Origin of the sequence: Gemella haemolysans (assembly GCF_901873445.1) — a bacterium.
Lineage (GTDB): Bacteria > Bacillota > Bacilli > Staphylococcales > Gemellaceae > Gemella > Gemella haemolysans_C.
On the sequence record NZ_CABFLN010000001.1, the window covers coordinates 30,523 to 50,381 of the forward strand.

Below are 19,859 nucleotides of genomic sequence, written 5' to 3' on the forward strand. Positions count from 1 at the left end.
TCACATCACCTATAATAAAGAGAAGATAGCTTAATAAAGCTATCTTCTCTTTTTCTATTTATTTTTCTTTCCAAACTTCTAAAGTTCGTATTTGATTTTCTTCTACTTTTCTCACAACAAAAGTTAATTTATCAATAGAATATACAGCTCCAACTTTCGCTTCATATTTTTCTAAATAAACATAAGCCCCAATTGTATCAACTTCTTCGTGGGGGAGTTGAACATGGAATAGTGCATTGACATCTTGGATTGGCACCCATCCATCAATAAGATAATGTCCATTTTTTAGTTTTTTAACTAAACTTTGTTCATCTTCATCAAACTCATCGCGAATTTCACCAGTAATTTCTTCTACTATATCTTCTAAAGTAACTACACCACTAGTTCCACCATATTCATCAGTAATTACTATCATGTGTTCCCTATTTTGTTTTATAGTTGCTAAAACTTGAGAAATCGGAGTATGTTCAAATATTTTTATAGCTGGTGTTATATATTCTTCTAAATCTTTAGTATTCTCCAAAGGTTTATCAGCAAACAATAATTTTTTAACATTTAAAATCCCTAAAATACGATCTTTATCTCCGTCTTCAATAACTGGATATCTAGTATATTCTTCTTGTTTTAATTGTCTCATGATAATTCCTAAAGAATCACTCATATCTATTGCTTCAACCTCTGTTCTAGGTGTCATAATCTCTTTTGCAATTTTATTATCAAATTCAAATACTCTTTCTACATATCGATACTCTACATCATTAATTTGACCATGTGCTCTTGAAGATTTCATTATCGTTCTCAATTCTTGTTCACTATGAATATCATCATGCTCTGATGCTGGTTCGAAACCAAACATTTTTGCTATGACATTCGCTAATGAATTAAGTAGCCAAACTAGCGGACGCATTACTTTATCAAACATATACATTGGCCAAGCAACTCGCAGACAAGTTTTTTCTGCAGATTGAATTGCTATAGTTTTAGGAACTAATTCCCCTAAAACTACATGTAATAGCGTCATAAATCCAAATGATACTACTAACGAGATTGTATGTGTAACTGCCTCATTTAGATGAAGTAATTCAAAAATCGGATTAAATAGAGAATGGAATGTTGATTCCCCAATCCAACCTAATCCTAAAGAAACGATTGTTATACCTAACTGTGTAGCAGATAAATAATGATCCAATTGCTCAACCATTACTACCAAAATTTTCGCTGTTTTATTTCCAGATTCAACTAATTCATTTACCCTTGTAGGTCTAAGCTTAACAAGTGCAAACTCAAACATTACGAATATTGCTGAGGCAATAAGTAATAATATAATTATAAATATTTTAATTAAGATACTGAGATCCATATGGTTTCAATTTAACCTCTTTCCTTATTTTTTAGTCATTAATAAATAATTTTACTACATATAAACTTTTTTTTCAATTATTATACCACCTATAAGTTTTATCGCTTCTTCCAATCTATTAGTAATTCATATTGATGGATATTTTTTCTTTTGAGTGATAGTATATTAAGTAATTGAAAACGCTAAAATAGGAGGTTATAATGAATAGCGCAAATAAATTCCAAAATTTTTGGTCAGAAAAAATAAACTATATGAATAGCCTTCAAATTAATTACAAGGTGGAAAAAACTTCATTTTCACAATTTGAAAATATAGAATTTTATAATTTAACTTTTAATAGTTTTGATAATTCAACAATATATGCCAAATATATAAAAAATATAAAGTATAGAACTCTATATCCAAATAAAGCTATCCCTATACTTTTCTATTTCCATGGCTACCCCGCTTCAAGTAGAAACTGGTTAGAAAAGTCCGCCCTTGCTTCTTTTGGATACGATGTAGTTGCAATAGATTTTAGAAATCAAGGCGGATTAAGTAAAGACAAAAGTAATTCCTCACCTTCAGTTTTCGGTCATCTTACAATAGGTCTAGACGAAAATATAGAAGATATGATATTTTACAAAAACATTTTAGATGCTCTTATTCTTTCTAGAATAGTTACCTCATTTGATAAAGTAGATTCGAAGAATATAATTACCTATGGAGCTTCTCAAGGTGGGGCTTTTTCTATAATGTTTGCTGCATTAAATAAAAGTGTTACAAAATGCATAAGTTTATATCCTTTCCTTTCAGACTTCCAAACCTTCTATGATCTTGATAATAGAAACAATGCATATGCAGAATTTACTTATTATGCACGTTGGTTTAATACTACAGGACAAAACACTAAAAATTTTTTAAGTAATCTTTATTACATAGATACTTTAAATTTTGCCAAACTATTAAATTGCGAAGTTTTATTTGGAATTTCTAACCTTGATGAAGATTGCCCTAAAACAACTCAAGAAAAAGTCTATAACAATATTAAAAGTAAAAAGAAAGTATATATTTATAAAAAACATTATCATGAGAGCATCCCAAATTTTAACGATGAAATAGTTAACTTCTTATTAAACAAAGATTAGGAGTATGTTATGAAATTAAAAAAATATAGAAAATTAAATTATTCGGAACAAATCTTAAATATTGACCATCCATTTGTTCAATATAAAAAGATTAATTTTAGGGGAATAGATAATTCAAAAATAGAACTGGATCTTGCGATTCCAAATTCTGATATTAAAGGAATCATAATTGACTTTCCAGAATTTAAAGTTAAAAATAAAGATTATTTAACTTTAACTAAATACAGTCTGTTAGGCTACGCTTTAGTATCTTTACATATTAGAGGACAAGCTGGAAACAGTGAAAACAATACTCCTAGTTCACATTTTCCATTTTTAGATGATAGTTATGAATTCCCATATTATAGTTTAGTTTTTCAAGATGCTCTAGATACTCTCCAGATAATTGAATCTCTATTCCTTCATAAAGATATATATGTTACTGGCGTTGGACAAGGTGCTGCTATTAGTATAGTTTGTGCAAAATTTTATGAAACTATTAAAGAACTTTTCATTTCAGATTGTTCACTTTGCGATATAAAAAATACCTATATTCAAAACAAAAAAAGCCCAATATTTAAAAAGTTATATAATTTTGAAATTGATCTACCTGAAAAAACTGATTATTTATATACTGTCCTGGATTCAATCGATATACTTAATATTAGTAGCTTCGTTACTCAAAAGGTTCACTATTCACTTTCATATCTGAGTCCTAAAACACCTCATTCTGCACAACTAAAATTAATTGATTCCCTTAATGATATAGAGGTTCAACACTACAAATTTTTAGATTACAAAAAAATATTTCAACATCAATTCGATGATTATATACTAGAAACACTCTCAAATAGATAAAAAATGAATCGACAGTAGTCTTATCCTCTGTCGATTCATTACTTTTAATGCAATTAGCTTAATTTACCTTTTAGCTTCATATTTTTAACAATTTTTTCAATAGAGTTTACATATGCAGCTTTTCTCATTGGGATATCAAATCTTTCTTTCACTTCCCAAATATCATTAAATGCTTTTGTCATTACTCTTGCTTGTTTTTCAACTACTTCCTCTTCAGTCCAGTAGTATCCTTGTAAGTTTTGTACCCATTCGAAGTAAGATACAGTTACACCACCACTATTTGCAAGAATGTCAGGTATTACAACAACACCTTTTTCTCGTAATGCCTTGTCACCTTCTAATGTAGCAGGACCATTAGCTCCTTCTGAAATTACAGGAGCTTTAATTAAACTTGCTTCCTTAGCATCAATAGCATTTTCTAAAGCACATGGACAAAGTACATCTACATCTAATGCCCAGAATTCATCCAATGTTAAACGTTTTGTATTTGGTAATGTATGGAATCTAACTTTCTTATCTTTACATTCTTGAAGTTCAGCGTATGATAATCCTTCTTCACGGTAAACCGCATATTGAACCCCATCATCATCACGTTCTGTTACTGCAACAACTGTTGCTCCAAATTTAACAGCAGTATCTACAGTATAACTACCAACGTTACCAAATCCTTGAACGGCAAATTTCGCACCTTGTGTAGATTTTCCTAATTTTTCTAATGCTAGTTTTGCAGCAAGTGCTACACCATATCCTGTAGCTTGTGTTCTTCCTAATGAACCACCTAATTCCAATGGTTTACCTGTTAAAGTTCCAACACCTTGTTCTCCTGTAAGCACATTATATTCATCAATCATCCAAGACATAATTTGACCATTTGTATTTACGTCTGGTGCAGGAACATCTTGTTTTTCACCTAGGTATTTGTATAATCCTCGAATATATCCTCTAGAAAGTCTTTCTAATTCACCTTTAGATAAATCTTTTGGATCTACAATAATACCACCTTTACCTCCACCATACGGAAGGTTAGCGACTGCACATTTAAATGTCATCCAAATTGATAATGCTTTAACTTCGTCTGCTGTTACAAGTGGATGGAATCTTAATCCACCTTTTGTAGGACCAATCGCATCATTATGTTGTGAACGGAATCCTTTAAAGTATTTTACCTCACCATTATCCATTCGAACCGGAATAGAAATCTCAATAAATCTTTGTGGATCTTTTAATGATTCATACACCTCTTCTTTATAACCTAATACTTCACAAGCACCTTTAATTTGTTCTCTTGCGTTAACCAATGGATTGTTATTCATAACTACATCTCCTTAGAATCTTATTTTACATTTTTAATGTAATGCTGTTTTAATTAATTATATCAAATACTACACTATTTTGTAAACTTTTATTTTTAAGAACCTTTTTAGATTTTTATATTTTTTTATGTAAACTATTTTCATTATTATTTTCAAAACAAAAAGTTGGTTTATCAGCTAAAATAATAGCTTTAAACTAATTTTTTTGAAAATAATATTAATTTTTATTTATTATTTCATAATATTTTTATAAGTTATTTAAGTCGAAATATATTTGAAATTAAAAGAAAACTAAATATTTTTATCTATTTAAATAGTATTATTTTCAGACTATTTTAAGATATTTTCTGATAAGGTTTCTGAGAGTGTTTTTATAGCCTCTTTCGATGTACAACAACACCCACCAATCATTGAACATCCTTTTCCATACCAATCAAGACAATCTTTACTAAAGATATGTTCACTATCTCCACTATTACTCCATTCTTTTATCGAAGCATCATAAACTGCTCCTCCATTAGGATAAGCAATTAGATTTTTTGATTTATTTAACGTTAATAGTTCCATTGATTTTGAGACATATTCAGGTTTAACACAATTTATACCGTAACCTATAATCTGTTTATTCCCTTCAAGTATAACTTGAACATCTCTCAATTTGCTTCCATCACTAATATGCTCAGAGTCTTTCAATGTACATGTTACCCAAGCAACGGTTTCGGGATACTCTGATAAGATATTCAACAATACTTTAATTTCTTCAAAATTAGGAATCGTCTCTATAGCAAGTAAATCGACACCTTCTTTAACTAATAATTCAATTCTTCTCTTATGAAAATTTTCTAAAAATTTACTATCTACTTTATAATCTCCTCTATATTCTGAACCATCAGCTAAATATGCTCCATAAGGACCTACAGAACCCGCTATCCACATATCTTCAGTTGTTTTAACTTCTTGCCTCGCTTGTTTTGCTAATTCTACTGATTGTCTTATAAATACTTCCGCCTCTTGTTCAGAATAACCTAAATCTTTAAAACCTAAAATACTAGCTTGATAAGTTGACGTAATAGCTATATTAGCACCAGCTTCAAAATACTCTTTGTGAACTTCTTTTATTTTCCCTGGATTCTCTACTAACACTTTTGCCGTCCACAATTTATGATTTAAATCCATTCCTTTTTTCTCTAACGCAGTAGATAAAGCTCCATCAATTACAACGTATTTTTGTTCATCTAACCATTTTTTAAAATTATTCATAATTGTAATCTCCTATTTTTTATTTTTAAATACTAGTTGATAATACCCAAAACATAATATTACAAAAGGAATAAATATTAAAAGTCCTAAACGTTGGTTAGGATCAATCGCTATACCAACCATAGAAATTAAACATAATACTATTACCAAAATAGGAACTATTGGATATAAAGGTGCTTTATATTTTAAATCATTTATTTGCCCACCATTTTTGATATATTGTTTTCTAAAATTGTAATGAGACCAACCTATTCCTAACCATACACCAACAACAGATAATCCTGAAATAGATGTTAATACTAGGTACACAGTTTCAGCTGCATATATACTTGAAAATAACGATAAGAATCCTCCAAGCATTGTAAGTGCTAAACCATAAACCGGCAATCCTTTTTTATTTAATTTAGCAAAAGATTTTGGCAATGTGTTTTGATCTGATAATGACCAAAGCATTCTTGAAGCTGCATATAATCCTGAATTAGCTGCTGATAACAATGTCACAATCAAAATAAAGTTCATTATATCTCCAATATAAGGAATACCTATATTAGTTAATATTGTTACAAATGGGCTCTCATCTAATCCTGCTTTCTCTTGAGGTAATAAAGCACCAATAACAACAATTGTCCCAATAAATAGTACGATTAATATAACTAATGTTTGAAATATTGCCTTTGGAACACTTTTCTCTGGATTTTTTGTTTCACCTGCTGCCACCCCGATAATTTCAGCTCCAGAAAATGCAAAGTTAGCTGATAATATCGCAAGAGCTATTGCACCAAATCCATTAGGAAACACACCATTTTTTGTGAATTCTTTAAACAATGGTGCTTCAGATGCACTTTGGTATTTTAAAATACCAAAAGTCGCTAATAAACCTAGAACTAATATGACAGCTAATGCTATAACTTTTATAAACGACATCCAAAACTCACTATTGGCGAATAATTTTAAGTTAAAAATATTCAACCCTAAAATAAATAACGCAAATATTAAGCACCAAATCCACTGATTAACTCCAGGGAACCATCTTCCCATAAAAATTGCTAACGTAATAAACTGGTATCCTAATGCAACTGTCCAAGTTAACCAATATAACCAAGCAACAACAAATCCTACGCCTGGATGAATATACTTACTAGCATATGTATGAAAAGCTCCCGTATTAGGGTCATGTACTGTAAGTTCACCTAAACACAACATTACTAGACATACTAAAAATGCTCCGATTAGATATGCAATTATCGTCCCTACTGCTCCTGCTTCTTGAATTAAATAACCAGAACTTAAAAAGATACCCGTACCTATAACTCCACCTAATGATAGGGTAATTAGATGCTTACTTTGCATCTCTTTAACAAAACTTTGTTTTTCCTCCATAAAAACATCCTTTCATAAATATAAATTAAGAGAATGATAATATTTCCATACTGAAAATAACTATCATTCTCCCTTGTTAATATTATATATTATTTCTTTTTATTTTAATAGTGAAAGCAATCAGACTTTTTCATATGTTTTCATTATTATTTCGCATCGTACCATGAAGACCCGCTACTTGCTTCAGCTTTAAGTTGAACATCTAAATTAGCCGCTTCTTCCATAATTTTAATCATTTCTTTTGTGAATTCTTCTTCTATATCTTTATTAACATCGAAGATTAATTCATCATGTACTTGTAATAATAATTTTGCATCTACATTTGTCTTTTCTAAATACTCAAATACATTAACCATAGCAATTTTTATAATATCCGCAGCAGTACCTTGAATTGGTGAATTCATGGCAATACGTGCATTCAGATTGGCTACAATCTTGTTTTTAGCATTTATATCCGGTAATGCTCTTCTTCTATTAAATAGAGTTTCTACATAACCATGTTCTTTTGCAAACTCTACAATATCACTCATATATTTATCAACACCTTTAAATGTTTCTAAATATTTATCGATAAATTCTTTTGCACGTTTTCTAGTTATACCTAGGTTATTAGATAATCCAAAATCAGAAATTCCATAAACAATACCAAAGTTAACAGCTTTAGCCTCTCGACGCATTGAAGAAGTTACCTCATCAAGACTCACTCCATTAACATCACTAGCAGTTTTAGTATGAATATCTACATCATGCTTAAATGCATCTATCATTCCTGCATCTTGTGCTATATGTGCTAGAACTCTAAGCTCTATTTGAGAATAGTCGATAGATAATATAACCCTATCGGCAGAAGCTGGAACAAACGCTTTTCTAATTTTTTTCCCTTCTTCGATTCTTGTAGGAATATTTTGAAGATTCGGATTCACTGAAGATAAACGCCCAGTTTGTGCTAATGTCTGCTCATAACGTGTATGAATTTTTCCTTCACGAGTAATATCTTTCACTAACCCTTTTGCATAAGTTGAGTTCAATTTTGTAATGGTTCTGTACTCCATAATTAATGGAATAATTTCATGACTATGTTGTAGTTGTTCTAGTACCTCAACAGCTGTAGAATATCCAGTCTTTGTTTTCTTAATAGGTAGCAGTCCTAGATCCTCAAATAATACTACCCCTAGCTGCTTAGGTGAAGCGATATTAAATTCAGAACCAGCTAAAGTGTATATACTAGATTCTAAAGTTTTAATTCTTTCATCAAACTCAGCACTCATTTCTTCAAGTGCTTTTTTACTAACATGTATACCTTCAAATTCCATATTAGCCAAAACTTTTGCAACTTTAATCTCTATATTTTTATATAAATCCATCATATTCTCTTCAGAAAGTTTTTCTTCCATCAACGGTTTCATAAGTGAAATACTCTCTGCAATTTCTGCTATATATGGATTAATAACTTCTTGAGCAGGTAAAGTACGTTTAGCACCCTTGCCATATATTTCTTCATCACTACTTATTATTTTTCCAAGATAGTTAAAGACGATTTTGTCAATTTCAGTTTTTGTGTTTACATCTAGTAAATAAGAAACTATCTTAACATCAAATACTTCACCATTAATATCAACACCATTTCTCTTAGCTATAAATAAAATCTTTTTGAAGTCATATACTGTTTTAAGCAATTCACTTTGAAGATATTCTACTACAAATTCATTAGTGAAAAATTGTTCTTCACTAAATATATAAGCATCCCCTTCTCTATAAACTACTATTCCTACTACATCTGAATTATGATAATCTTCTGTATAACACTCTACATGTAAAGTACTGTCGGTAAAATCTATTTTCGTATTTTTATCTGCTAAAATACTATTAATTTCCTTTTTAGGAGTAACTGTTTCTTCATTAGTTACCTCTATATCTTCAGTAGAATTTTCTTGTGATAATTTTCTTAGAAATGAAACAAATTCAAGTTTTTCAAACAACTCTCTTTTAAGTTCTATATTCTCACTATAAGTTAAATCTTCTAACTTATTGTCAACTGGAACTTCCGTATAAATAGTTGCTAATTTTTTACTCAACAGAGCATCTTCTCTACCTTCTGTTAGTCGCTCTTTTAGTTTTTTTCCACTAATATTGTCAATATTCTCTAGTACATTTTCTACAGTTTTATATTCAGTTAATAGTTTTATGGCAGTTTTTTCTCCTACTCCAGCAATCCCTGGAATATTATCGCTCTTATCTCCCATAAGACCTTTCATGTCAACGATCTGTTCTGGAGTTAATCCGTATTTTTCAGCAATAAATTCTGGCGTGTAATAATCTATATCAGTAACTCCACGTTTAGTATAATAGATTGTTATATTCTCACTAGCGAGTTGAGTTAAATCCTTATCTCCAGTTACTATTATAACTTCCAAGCCTTCTTTTTCGGCGATTTTAGCGTAACTACCGATAATATCATCCGCTTCATAATCAAAATGTTCTTCATACTTTATTCCATATGAATCCAGAAGTTCTCTAACATAACCGAATTGCTCTACTAACTCACTAGGAGTTTTATCCCTAGTACCTTTGTACGCTTCATAACTTTGGTGTCTAAAAGTTTGTTTTCCTTTATCAAAGGCAACTAATGCATACTTTGGATTAGTATCCGCTAATATTTTCTCTAACATCAATGTAAATCCATAAACACTATTAGTATATAGCCCTTTTTTATTTTTCAAAGCTGGCATAGCATAAAAAGCACGATAACTTAAGCTATTCCCATCTATTAATATTATCTTATCCATTTAAATCTCCTAATTTTAATTCTAGAAATTATAAAGAGGTACGAAACAAAAATCACATTTTTTTAAAAGCGATATTTGAGTCGCCCTCATACTATACTTTATATATCACTATTTTTTATAAATTTCTCTTTTTACTTCTACATATATCTTCTAATTATTGATTTTACAACAATTTATAAATTGTTTCTATCTTTTTCTTCCAAGAATGTTGCTCAATTTCTTCAAGTAAATAAGCTGGAATCTCGCGTTCCTCTCTCGTTCTTTCTATCATAACTTCTAAAGTTTCTACTAGCCTTTCTACAAAAGCTGGCTTTTCTTCTTCTACCGCTTTATCAGTATCATAAATAGTCGGCATTTTTACATACTCAATTATCTCAGAATTATTTATTTTTTCTCCAAGAAATTCTATAAGCCCTTCTATCTCAGTAGCAACTACTCTAAGTCCACTTCCTAAAGCTTCAACCGCGATTAATCCCAATCCTTCAAAATAAGAAGGTAATACAAATATATCTTTATGACGCATAATCTCGCCTAGATGAACTTGATCAACCGCATTATAAATTCTTATTCTCTTAGAATCACCAACTAAAGACTCAACTCTAGGTCTATCTTCATCTTTCAAATTCCCTATTAATTCTAATTCTACTTTAGTGTCTTTTTTCTCTAATAATCTAAAAGCTTTAATTAATTCATAAAAACCTTTTGACTCGTCGAATTTTCCTGCATATAAAATTTTCACATTATCATGTTTTTCATATTTTTCTGCAGGATAAAAGATTTTTTCATTATATCCCGCACCAATATTCACAATTTTTTCTACAGGATAATTATAAATATTAGCTATTCCATCTATAACACCACTGCTTAATGCCAATATCTTATCTAACTTCCCAAGACTTTTTACGTATTTATCTTTCATTGCAGGATTTTTTTCAGCTTGTCTTATATCGGTATTATGACATACACCTAGAACTTTTTCATTTTCAAAAACATCACAAACCATAGAACTCAAAATCCATAAATGATGTGTGATTACAACATCTGGTTTAAATGTTTCTCTAGCTTGGATCAACTTTTTACGAAATGCCGCTTGCCAAGATTCAATCATTTCATCTGTCATATTTTTATATAGTGTATTATCATACGGCATAATATCACTCATTCCAACAATCGGAAAACTGATGTCTTTCCCTTGAAATTCAACTTCAAATTTTTCATCTACAAAGTTAAAATTATACTCTGGAGTCGTAGCGTAAATAGCAGCTTGCTCTACGTTAAATCCCTTTAATCCATCTATAACATTAGTAAAATATACACCACTTCCTGTTTTTATCGGAAGTTGAGCTAACACATGTAAAATCCTCATATTTTTATCCTCTGTTTCATATTTTCCATCATCTCTATTATAACCTAATTTGTATATTTTTTATAGTAAACGCATTAAATTAATATAATAGAACGCAAAAATAAAGAGCAACTCATAAAATAAGATTATTTAAAAATCTATTTTATCTAGTTACTCTCAAATTTGATTGAAAATCATTATAAACGATAACCTATCGTTTTTTAAATTCTACCCTCAAGCACTGCAAGTCGCAGCTTCTTTTTCATCTTGACTTTCGATATAGTCGTTTTTGTTATAAAATGCATTTCTATAACTAGCAGTATTAAATGGTTCAATTAAATTGATAATTGTATATCCATCTAAACCAAGTTTCTTACATACCGCTTTACTTAGCTCAGGTTTGTCGCTATAAACAAAAATTTCTGAAGACATATCTAATTTTTCGATTACACTGTCTATTTCCTCAGGTGAAACTTTAATTTCTTCATCACTTAACACTTCAGAACCAAGGTTTAATAATTGTTTATTTTTGCTTGCTGAAATACGATATTTGAATTCTGATAATAAGGCATTACTATAAATAGCTTTTCCATAGTCATATTGTTTTACACCATCACCAATATGAAGTTTTGTGAATCCACGTTCTCTCAGCAACTTCTCAGTAGCACGTGATGTTACATCGACTACACAATATAAAATTATATCTTTATCCTTGTAGTCATCAAGCACATCGCTACCATTTTTAAAAAGTTTAATCGGAAGATTCACGGCATTTATAGCGTGACCTCTTGCATATTCTTTTCGCCAACGAACATCAACTACTAAAGCTTCTTCGAATGTTTTCTTCTCAACATCTGCTCCAGCAATTCTTCCTGGTTTTCCTTTTAGTAATTTAAGCCAAAATGCATATAATCCAGATACAATAATTAATAATACAATTACTATAATTAAGAATATTTTCATTACGTTTACTCCTTTCATCATATAATTATATTTTAGCATACATTTTGTATTTTTAATATTAAATTGTATTAATAAAATATTTTTTTGATTTTTTTTGTAATAAGGAGTAAAATGTTGATATAGACAAAATTTTTCGAAAGGAGATCTGGATGAAAATATCAAAAATTAGTAAAATTGAAAATAAAAATTTAAAAATTGAATCCTCTTTATTAATTGATGGAATTTTAGTAGGTTTAGCTGCTGGAATTGTCGGTGCTAGTTACAGACTTCTTATTGGTTATAGTGAGAAACTTGTTCATTATACAGCCGACTTTATTAAAACTGAATTTATATATAAAATAGGTCTCTTATTAATTCTAATCCTACTTGCCTTGTTTTCTGGCTTTTTATTAAAACGTGAACCGATGGCTAGTGGAAGTGGAATTCCTCAAGTTTCTGCAGAAATTACCGGTAGACTAAATTCAAATCCATTACGAGTTCTAATTTATAAAATAACTGGTGGATTAACGGCAAGTCTCGGTGGTTTATCACTTGGACGTGAAGGTCCCTCTATTCAACTAGGTGCAATGAGTGGAAAACTCGTCTCTAGAATATTAAAAAAGGATAGCGTGAAAGAAAAGTATCTTATTACTTGTGGTGCTAGTGCAGGTCTATCCATCGCCTTTGGAGCTCCACTTGCTGGTGTTTTATTTTCTATAGAAGAAGTACATAAGCAAATAACTAAAAAAATCGTTATCTGTTGTTTCAGTGCTGCTGTAGTAGCAAATATAGTTGGTCAGTATATTTTTGGACTTACTGCTATTTTCAAATTTCCTGAAATACCCTATGTTGAAGTAAGTATTTATCCTTGGGTTGTTTTATTAGGAATTCTATTAGGAATATTTGGGACATTTTATAATATTACTATAAAAATACTTTTTAAAATTTATGAATATTTTAGATTAAATATAGTATTTAGACCTCAAGTAGCATTTATAATTTCATTCGGACTATTTATTTTTTATCCAATAGTGCTTGGTAGCGGTCATAGTTTAGTAGAATTTCTGATAGAGAATAAATTTAGCTTTATGTTTTTATTAACCTTATATTTCATAAAAACTTTATTTTCACTTATTTCTTTCACATCAGGAGTCGCAGGCGGTATATTCTTACCTATCTTAATACAAGGTGCTGTACTCGGAACATTGTTTAGTAACTTTTTTGATGCTAAATATACTGCATTATTTGTAATATTATCAATGTCAGGTTACTTAACTGCAATTGTACGTAGTCCTATTACTTCAATAATTTTATTATTTGAAATGACACAAAAACTAAATTATTTCCTGCCGATCGCGCTATGTTGCTTATTTGCATATATCACTGCAAATATACTTGGAACAAAGCCTGTTTACGAATATTTACTTGACCGCATTTTAACTAGTAATAAACTAGGAGATGATGAACTAGAAATGGAAGTAGAAATTCTAACTACTATATCAAATGATAGTACATTAATAGGAAAAGAAATTCGTGAAATCGATTGGACAAAAGGTGCTCTTGTTTCTCATATCGAGCGCTCTGGTCGTGAAATCGTACCAAAAGGAAGTACAATTCTAGAAGCAAATGATAAACTTACCGTCATTATGCCAAAAGAATGTGTAGATTTATTTTTAAAGCAATTTAGTGATTAAAAAAATAGGGTTACTCAAAAGCTCTAAATTTAAGACAGTTTATATAAAAATTTAAATATACCGTAGTTTATCAATATCTAACAAACTTTAAGGGAGTGACTCGACAAAATAACAATTTTGCCGAGTCACTCCCGTTTTTATCCTTATAATACATTAAAATGTTTTAGAGCATGAGTAATTCCATCATCATCTACACTAGTTGTAATGTAATCTGCTATTTCTTTAACATTATCACCTGCATTTTCCATTGCTACACCAATTCCAGCATGTTTTAGCATATCTATATCATTTCCACCATCACCAAAAGCCATCGTTTCTTCTAATTTTATACCAAAGTGAGAAATAATTGCATCAATTCCAGTATTTTTTCCACCATCTTTTGGAATAACATCTGTAAAATGTGTAGTCCAACGAGCTGCTTTTGAATTAGGCATATACGCTAAAAAGTCTTCTTCTTCCTCTTCTGTTACAAAAACATTTAGTTGATATACTTTTTCATTAACAGCCTTATCGTAAGCTGATGGATCTTCTTTAAATCTTTCTGGATCTCCTAACTCATCTTCTAACCATTTAACCCTCGAGTTTTTCAGATTCATGAAAGCTCCATCTAATAATGCAAAATCACAAGCTATATTATTCTCTTTAAAATAAGGAAGAGCACTTTTTATATCCTCTTTTGATAAAATCTTATCATTTAAAACTTCTCCAGATTCTAAATAACAATACTGTCCATTTATTGTAATATACCCATCAAACTTAAAATCTAACAAATCATTTAAAAATGTCGTATGAAATGGTGCTCTTCCTGTAGCTATAAAAATTTTAATTCCTTTTTCTTTTAGCTTTCTTAAAGTATTTGCAGTGTTTTCCGGAATAGTTTTAGTTTTAAAACTTCTTATCGTTCCATCAATATCAAAAAAAATCGCTTTTATATTCGTCATTCTTATTCTCCATATTTATTTAAATCAACTACACTATTTCTTGTTTTTAAATCATAACCTATTAATAGTTTCATAGCTGTCTCTTCTTTTTTTATAACATTAAGTAACATGCTGACTGTTTGCTTCGCTGCATCTTTTAAATCAAATTTTATAGTTGTTAATGGGGATTTTAATAAAGCAGATGAAGTATAATCTCCAAATGCAGCAACTGAATAATTTTCACCAACACTTAAACCTTCTTCTTCAAGAGCCTTCATAGCACCATAAGCTAGATTATCAGTGGCGCAAATTAAACAACTGTCATCTTTCAACTTTTCTATATTTTCTTTTACAACATCATATGCTTCTTCCATAGAAAAATTCGTAATTAGGATATTTTTTGGTTTTAAACCATATTTCTCTAAAGTCATTATGACCCCTAATTTTCTATAGTATCCTACCGCTATATCATCTTCACTTACTCCTAGATAAGCTATTTTTTTATGTCCACTAGCTAGCACATAATTAGTTAAATCTCTAGCAGCATTAAAATCATTGTACTCGACACTATATGTATATTCCCCCTCTTGTCCCAACATCACAACCGGAACATCAATAGACTTTATAGTACTCTCATATGCTTTACTCATAGTTGTCGGTAATAAAATTATCCCATCTACGTTCATTCTTGCTAATTTCTTAATATATTCTAATTGTTTATTTTCATCAAAATTAGCATTCATTATTAATGTTTCATAATTATTATCTTTTAACTCTTTATCAAGATATTTTAACGTATTACCACTAACATAAGAATGTAAACATGGCACTATTACACCGATTATTTTACTATCTGTACTTTTTAACGCTTTAGCAAAAGTATTAGGCGTATAATTGTATTTATCAACTATTTCTTTAATTCTTTCATGAGTTTCTTTTTTTAAATTCCCACCATTAAAATATCTAGAGACAGTAGTAGTACCTACTCCAGCCATTTTTGCTATATCTACTATTGTCAATTTCTTCATAGATTACCTCCTTAAGTCACAATCTTAATTATAAACGATTAAACAGAATAAATAAAGAATTATATAAGAACAATTTTAGAAAATATTTTTTACTATTTTTTTATTATTTTATTGAATAGTTCAACATAAAAATAGAACTCAAAAATACATTAATTAAATTATTCTAATACAATTTAACTAAGAGAAAATTCTATAATCCTTATACATATTACTATGATAATGGTTATCTTTTCTATAAAAGATATCATATTTCCCATCATTATATCTACAACGTTAAACTGTATCATTACAAAGTTAACAGTTTTTGTTAACAGATTCACAAACACTATCAAACAAGCACTGAACAATACAAACATTTTTTTCGAAAAAATTAAACAAAGTCCTTGAAATCCTTTTCCGAAAGTGGTATAGTTTACTTTGGAGGTATATTATGATAGTTCAATTAAAAAACGTATCAAAACAATATAAAGATGCTAACTTCAAACTTGAAAATATATCATTTGATATCAATAAGAAAGAAGTTATTGGAATAATCGGTAGAAATGGTACAGGAAAAAGTACTATTTTAAAAATGATTAACGGTATTGTATCATATGATAGTGGAGATATTTTATATAAAAACTCTTCTATAAAAAATATGGATGCAAGCACCCTTAGAAATACAAGAAAAAATCTAGCCTATATATTCCAACACTCTAATCTTATCGATAACAAAACTGTATATTATCATTTAAGTTTAGTATACAAACTAAATAAGGTTTCTGTTGATAAAAAGAAAATAGATGATATTCTTGAATTCATGAATATCACAAGACTTAAAAATAGTCTTTGTGGGAGCCTAAGTGGTGGAGAACAACAAAAAGTTGCTATCGCTATGGCACTGTTACAAGAACCAGAAGTTCTACTTTGTGATGAAATCAGTTCAGCATTAGATACTAATAGTGAAAAAGAAATATTTGCACTATTAAATAAATTGCGTACAACAACTGACATTTCAATAGTTATGATTTCTCATAGCTTATCATTACTTAAGAACTTTTGTGATCGTGTAGTGGTTATTGATGATTCTACAATAAAAGATATTGTCGTACCTAATAAAAATGCAAAAGACGATTACGACAGTAATTACTATAACTACGTAAAGGAGTTTTTATTAAATGATTGATTTATTTAAAGCCAATTACGATGGTATTATGAAAGCATTTTGGGAAACAAACTATATGATGCTTTACTCAATGTTAACAGTATTTTTCATTTCCCTACCATTAGGTATTATGCTTTTTGCTTTCAGTCGTGATTATTTATTAAAAAATAGAGCAGTTTATGAAGGACTTAGCATTTCTCTTAATGCCCTACGTAGTGTTCCATTTCTAATTTTTGTATTCATATTAATCCCTGTAAATAGATTTCTATTTAAAACATCATTTGGGAATATTGCAGCAATTCTGCCTCTTACACTAGTTGGGGTAAGTATCTATGCTCGTTTCGTTGAACAAGCATTAATTAATGTTCCTAAAAAAATTGTAGATAGAGCTATAAGCATGGGGGCTACAAAAGTTCAAATTATCAGGTATTTCTTATTACCAGCAACAATGGATAACTTAATCTTATCATTCACCTATACTACTATTAGTTTATTAGCTTATACTACTGTAATGGGTGTAATTGGTGCTGGTGGTCTTGGAGAATTTGCCTTTAGATATGGATACCAAGAATACAACTATGACTTAATGTATTTAATAGTAATAATATTTATTATTTATGTATTTATTATACAATCAATAGGTTATGGATTAGCTAAACGTTTTACAAACAAAAAGGAGAAATAATCTAATGAAGAAAGTATTATCTATTATTGCTAGCCTACTAGCTCTTGTGCTTGTTTTAACAGCATGTTCTAGTAAAACTAGCGATAAAAAAGAAGATAAAAAAGAAAACAAAACAATTAAAGTTGCTGCACATGTCCCTCCTATGACTGATATGTTAGAATTAATTAAAGAAGATTTACAAAAAGAAGGGTATACTCTTGAAATTGTAAAAGTATCTGATAATGTTCAAGCTAACGTTGCTTTAGCTAACAAAGAAATCGATGCTAACTTCTTCCAACATGAACCATTCATGAAACAGTACAACGAAAAAAATAAAACTAACTTAGTAGCTGTACAAAAAGTTTATAATTCTATTCCAGCATTCTACTCAAAAGACATCAAAAACATTAAAGATCTTAAAGATGGTGCTGATGTAGCTATCCCATCGGATGCATCTAATATGGCGCGTGCATTAAGATTATTAGCACACGGTGGATTAATCACATTAAACGATCCTAACAGTTATAACGTTACTGTAAAAGATATTAAAGACAACCCTAAACATCTTAAATTCACAGAAGTTGGTCTTTTAAACTTAAGCGATGCATATGCAGAGAAAGATTTAATCTTTAACTATCCATCATATATCGCTAAATTAAACCTAACACCTATGAAAGACGGTCTTTTATTAGAAGATAAAGGTGATTTCACATATGCAGGTGTACTTGTTGCTCGTGAAGATAACAAAGATGATGCTAAAGTTCAAGCAGTTAAAAAAGCTTTAACTAGTGAAAAAATTAAAAACTTCCTAGAAAAAGATTACAACGGAAAAGCCATCGTAGCTTTCTAATTATAAATTTTAACTAATCCAAAATCTATATATAATATCAACAACCTTACCTCTAAATAAAAAAATATAAATAATATAAAACAGGAGAAATATAATAATGAAGAAAATAATTTCATTTATCGCTAGTTTAACAGCATTATTATTAGTTTTAACAGCTTGTTCAAGCAAAACTGAAACTAAAAAAGAAGAGAAGAAAGAACCAGTTACTGTAAAAGTAGCTTCTCACACTTCTCCAATGACAGACATGTTAGAAATGATCAAAGAAGATCTTAAAAAAGAAGGTTACAACTTAGAAATCGTTAAAGTTTCTGATAACGTTCAAGCTAACGTTGCATTAAACAATAAAGAAGTTGATGCTAACTTCTTCCAACACAGACCATTCATGGAACAATTTAACCAAAAAAATAATGCTCACCTTGTAGCTATTCAACCAATTTACAACGCTACTGTAGCTTTCTACTCAAAAACTATTAAAGATCTTAAAGATCTTAAACACGGTGCAGATGTAGCTATTCCTTCAGATCCAACTAACTTAGCTCGTGCTTTACGATTATTAGATCACGCTAAAGTTATTACTCTTAAAGATCCAAACAGCTTTACAGTAACTGAAGCTGATATCAAAGATAATCCAAAACACCTTAAATTTACTAAAGTAAGTTTACTTAACCTAAACGAAGCATACAACGAAAAAGATTTAGTGTTTAACTATCCAACTTACATTTCTAAATTAGGATTAACTCCTGATAAAAATGGTCTAGCACTTGAAAAAGCAGATGATTTGACATTCGCTATCTCACTTGTAGCTCGTGAAGACAACAAAGATGATGCTAAAGTAGTAGCTGTTAAAAAAGCATTAGCAAGCGAAAAAGTTAAAGAGTACATCAACAAAGAACTTAAACCAAAAGGACACGCTACTCCAGCGTTCTAATATAAAATAAAAATCCAAAAACGTCAATAAAATCTGAAATAGCCCAAAAAATTTGAAAAAGTTTTAGAGGGCTATTTATTATGACTCTTTGTCAAGTTCAGAGCATGGGAAAAAATCATGTTAGAAATCTAGGCAGCATTTTGTTGCTTAAATTTTTTCTTACTTTCATTAAGTTTGACATTATTTTTATACTCATAAACAAATAATCTAGACATAATTAAAATGCATGGTCTGAAATTACTAAAGCTAGAATACTTTCTTGTATTCAGCTTATTTACACC

General features: G+C 29.7%; 16 protein-coding genes. 7 read left to right on the top strand and 9 right to left on the bottom strand.

The window, feature by feature from the left end; genetic code table 11:
- Positions 1 to 58: 58 nt before the first annotated feature.
- On the bottom strand, positions 59 to 1,360 hold the full coding sequence (locus JX287_RS00180; RefSeq protein WP_204641229.1) for a hemolysin family protein: 1,302 nt from the start codon (positions 1,358 to 1,360) through the stop codon (positions 59 to 61).
- A gap of 200 nt (positions 1,361 to 1,560) precedes the next feature.
- On the opposite strand from JX287_RS00180, the gene JX287_RS00185 reads away from it, so the two are divergent.
- On the top strand, positions 1,561 to 2,487 hold the full coding sequence (locus JX287_RS00185; protein WP_204641230.1) for an alpha/beta fold hydrolase: 927 nt from the start codon (positions 1,561 to 1,563) through the stop codon (positions 2,485 to 2,487).
- Positions 2,488 to 2,496: 9 nt separating this feature from the next.
- Positions 2,497 to 3,324: an acetylxylan esterase gene (locus JX287_RS00190; RefSeq protein ID WP_204641231.1), complete on the top strand. Its 828-nt coding sequence runs from the start codon at positions 2,497 to 2,499 to the stop codon at positions 3,322 to 3,324.
- A 53-nt stretch (positions 3,325 to 3,377) separates the two neighbouring features.
- Here the strand turns inward: JX287_RS00190 and JX287_RS00195 are convergent, their stop codons facing one another.
- From JX287_RS00195 to JX287_RS00220, 6 genes are all read right to left on the bottom strand, one after another.
- On the bottom strand, positions 3,378 to 4,637 hold the full coding sequence (locus tag JX287_RS00195; protein ID WP_048802154.1) for a Glu/Leu/Phe/Val family dehydrogenase: 1,260 nt from the start codon (positions 4,635 to 4,637) through the stop codon (positions 3,378 to 3,380).
- A 330-nt stretch (positions 4,638 to 4,967) separates the two neighbouring features.
- Positions 4,968 to 5,897, bottom strand: a complete 930-nt coding sequence (gene mmuM / locus JX287_RS00200) for a homocysteine S-methyltransferase (RefSeq protein WP_204641232.1) — start codon at positions 5,895 to 5,897, stop codon at positions 4,968 to 4,970.
- 12 nt (positions 5,898 to 5,909) lie between these two features.
- A complete protein-coding gene (locus tag JX287_RS00205; protein WP_204641233.1) occupies positions 5,910 to 7,277 on the bottom strand; it encodes an amino acid permease in 1,368 nt (455 codons plus the stop codon).
- Between the two features lie 146 nt (positions 7,278 to 7,423).
- Positions 7,424 to 10,063 (bottom strand): DNA polymerase I, encoded by a 2,640-nt coding sequence (polA, locus tag JX287_RS00210; protein WP_204641234.1) that lies wholly within the window; start codon positions 10,061 to 10,063, stop codon positions 7,424 to 7,426.
- A 163-nt stretch (positions 10,064 to 10,226) separates the two neighbouring features.
- Positions 10,227 to 11,429 (bottom strand): glycosyltransferase, encoded by a 1,203-nt coding sequence (locus JX287_RS00215; protein ID WP_204641235.1) that lies wholly within the window; start codon positions 11,427 to 11,429, stop codon positions 10,227 to 10,229.
- A gap of 213 nt (positions 11,430 to 11,642) precedes the next feature.
- Positions 11,643 to 12,371 (bottom strand): rhodanese-like domain-containing protein, encoded by a 729-nt coding sequence (locus tag JX287_RS00220; RefSeq protein ID WP_204641236.1) that lies wholly within the window; start codon positions 12,369 to 12,371, stop codon positions 11,643 to 11,645.
- A 149-nt stretch (positions 12,372 to 12,520) separates the two neighbouring features.
- Between JX287_RS00220 and JX287_RS00225 the strand changes: the two genes are divergently transcribed.
- The gene (locus tag JX287_RS00225; protein ID WP_204641237.1) at positions 12,521 to 14,044 is read left to right on the top strand and encodes a ClC family H(+)/Cl(-) exchange transporter; all 1,524 of its coding nucleotides are present in this window, start codon (positions 12,521 to 12,523) and stop codon (positions 14,042 to 14,044) included.
- A gap of 143 nt (positions 14,045 to 14,187) precedes the next feature.
- Here the strand turns inward: JX287_RS00225 and JX287_RS00230 are convergent, their stop codons facing one another.
- The gene (locus JX287_RS00230; protein ID WP_204641238.1) at positions 14,188 to 14,985 is read right to left on the bottom strand and encodes a Cof-type HAD-IIB family hydrolase; all 798 of its coding nucleotides are present in this window, start codon (positions 14,983 to 14,985) and stop codon (positions 14,188 to 14,190) included.
- 2 nt (positions 14,986 to 14,987) lie between these two features.
- Complete coding sequence (locus JX287_RS00235; protein ID WP_204641239.1) at positions 14,988 to 15,992, bottom strand: LacI family DNA-binding transcriptional regulator; 1,005 nt, start codon at positions 15,990 to 15,992, stop codon at positions 14,988 to 14,990.
- A gap of 430 nt (positions 15,993 to 16,422) precedes the next feature.
- On the opposite strand from JX287_RS00235, the gene JX287_RS00240 reads away from it, so the two are divergent.
- The 4 genes from JX287_RS00240 (at position 16,423) to JX287_RS00255 (ending at position 19,578) form a co-directional block, all read left to right on the top strand.
- Positions 16,423 to 17,157 carry an ATP-binding cassette domain-containing protein gene (locus JX287_RS00240; RefSeq protein WP_048802161.1) on the top strand — a complete coding sequence of 245 codons (735 nt, stop codon included), beginning with the start codon at positions 16,423 to 16,425 and terminating at the stop codon, positions 17,155 to 17,157.
- Positions 17,150 to 17,821: a methionine ABC transporter permease gene (locus JX287_RS00245; RefSeq protein WP_204641240.1), complete on the top strand. Its 672-nt coding sequence runs from the start codon at positions 17,150 to 17,152 to the stop codon at positions 17,819 to 17,821. The genes JX287_RS00240 and JX287_RS00245 overlap by 8 nt, the downstream gene beginning before the upstream one ends.
- A 4-nt stretch (positions 17,822 to 17,825) precedes the next feature.
- Entirely contained in the window at positions 17,826 to 18,650 is an 825-nt protein-coding gene (locus tag JX287_RS00250; protein ID WP_048802163.1) for a MetQ/NlpA family ABC transporter substrate-binding protein, read from the top strand.
- Between the two features lie 97 nt (positions 18,651 to 18,747).
- A complete protein-coding gene (locus JX287_RS00255) occupies positions 18,748 to 19,578 on the top strand; it encodes a MetQ/NlpA family ABC transporter substrate-binding protein (protein WP_204641241.1) in 831 nt (276 codons plus the stop codon).
- Positions 19,579 to 19,859: the final 281 nt, after the last annotated feature.

Excerpts from the sequence above, each read along its gene's own strand:
- JX287_RS00180 (WP_204641229.1), bottom strand. The coding sequence starts at position 1,360 with ATGGATCTCAGTATCTTAATTAAAATATTTATAATTATATTATTACTT.
- JX287_RS00185 (WP_204641230.1), top strand. The coding sequence starts at position 1,561 with ATGAATAGCGCAAATAAATTCCAAAATTTTTGGTCAGAAAAAATAAAC.
- JX287_RS00190 (WP_204641231.1), top strand. The coding sequence starts at position 2,497 with ATGAAATTAAAAAAATATAGAAAATTAAATTATTCGGAACAAATCTTA.
- JX287_RS00195 (WP_048802154.1), bottom strand. The coding sequence starts at position 4,637 with ATGAATAACAATCCATTGGTTAACGCAAGAGAACAAATTAAAGGTGCT.
- mmuM (WP_204641232.1), bottom strand. The coding sequence starts at position 5,897 with ATGAATAATTTTAAAAAATGGTTAGATGAACAAAAATACGTTGTAATT.
- JX287_RS00205 (WP_204641233.1), bottom strand. The coding sequence starts at position 7,277 with ATGGAGGAAAAACAAAGTTTTGTTAAAGAGATGCAAAGTAAGCATCTA.
- polA (WP_204641234.1), bottom strand. The coding sequence starts at position 10,063 with ATGGATAAGATAATATTAATAGATGGGAATAGCTTAAGTTATCGTGCT.
- JX287_RS00215 (WP_204641235.1), bottom strand. The coding sequence starts at position 11,429 with ATGAGGATTTTACATGTGTTAGCTCAACTTCCGATAAAAACAGGAAGT.
- JX287_RS00220 (WP_204641236.1), bottom strand. The coding sequence starts at position 12,371 with ATGAAAATATTCTTAATTATAGTAATTGTATTATTAATTATTGTATCT.
- JX287_RS00225 (WP_204641237.1), top strand. The coding sequence starts at position 12,521 with ATGAAAATATCAAAAATTAGTAAAATTGAAAATAAAAATTTAAAAATT.
- JX287_RS00230 (WP_204641238.1), bottom strand. The coding sequence starts at position 14,985 with ATGACGAATATAAAAGCGATTTTTTTTGATATTGATGGAACGATAAGA.
- JX287_RS00235 (WP_204641239.1), bottom strand. The coding sequence starts at position 15,992 with ATGAAGAAATTGACAATAGTAGATATAGCAAAAATGGCTGGAGTAGGT.
- JX287_RS00240 (WP_048802161.1), top strand. The coding sequence starts at position 16,423 with ATGATAGTTCAATTAAAAAACGTATCAAAACAATATAAAGATGCTAAC.
- JX287_RS00245 (WP_204641240.1), top strand. The coding sequence starts at position 17,150 with ATGATTGATTTATTTAAAGCCAATTACGATGGTATTATGAAAGCATTT.
- JX287_RS00250 (WP_048802163.1), top strand. The coding sequence starts at position 17,826 with ATGAAGAAAGTATTATCTATTATTGCTAGCCTACTAGCTCTTGTGCTT.
- JX287_RS00255 (WP_204641241.1), top strand. The coding sequence starts at position 18,748 with ATGAAGAAAATAATTTCATTTATCGCTAGTTTAACAGCATTATTATTA.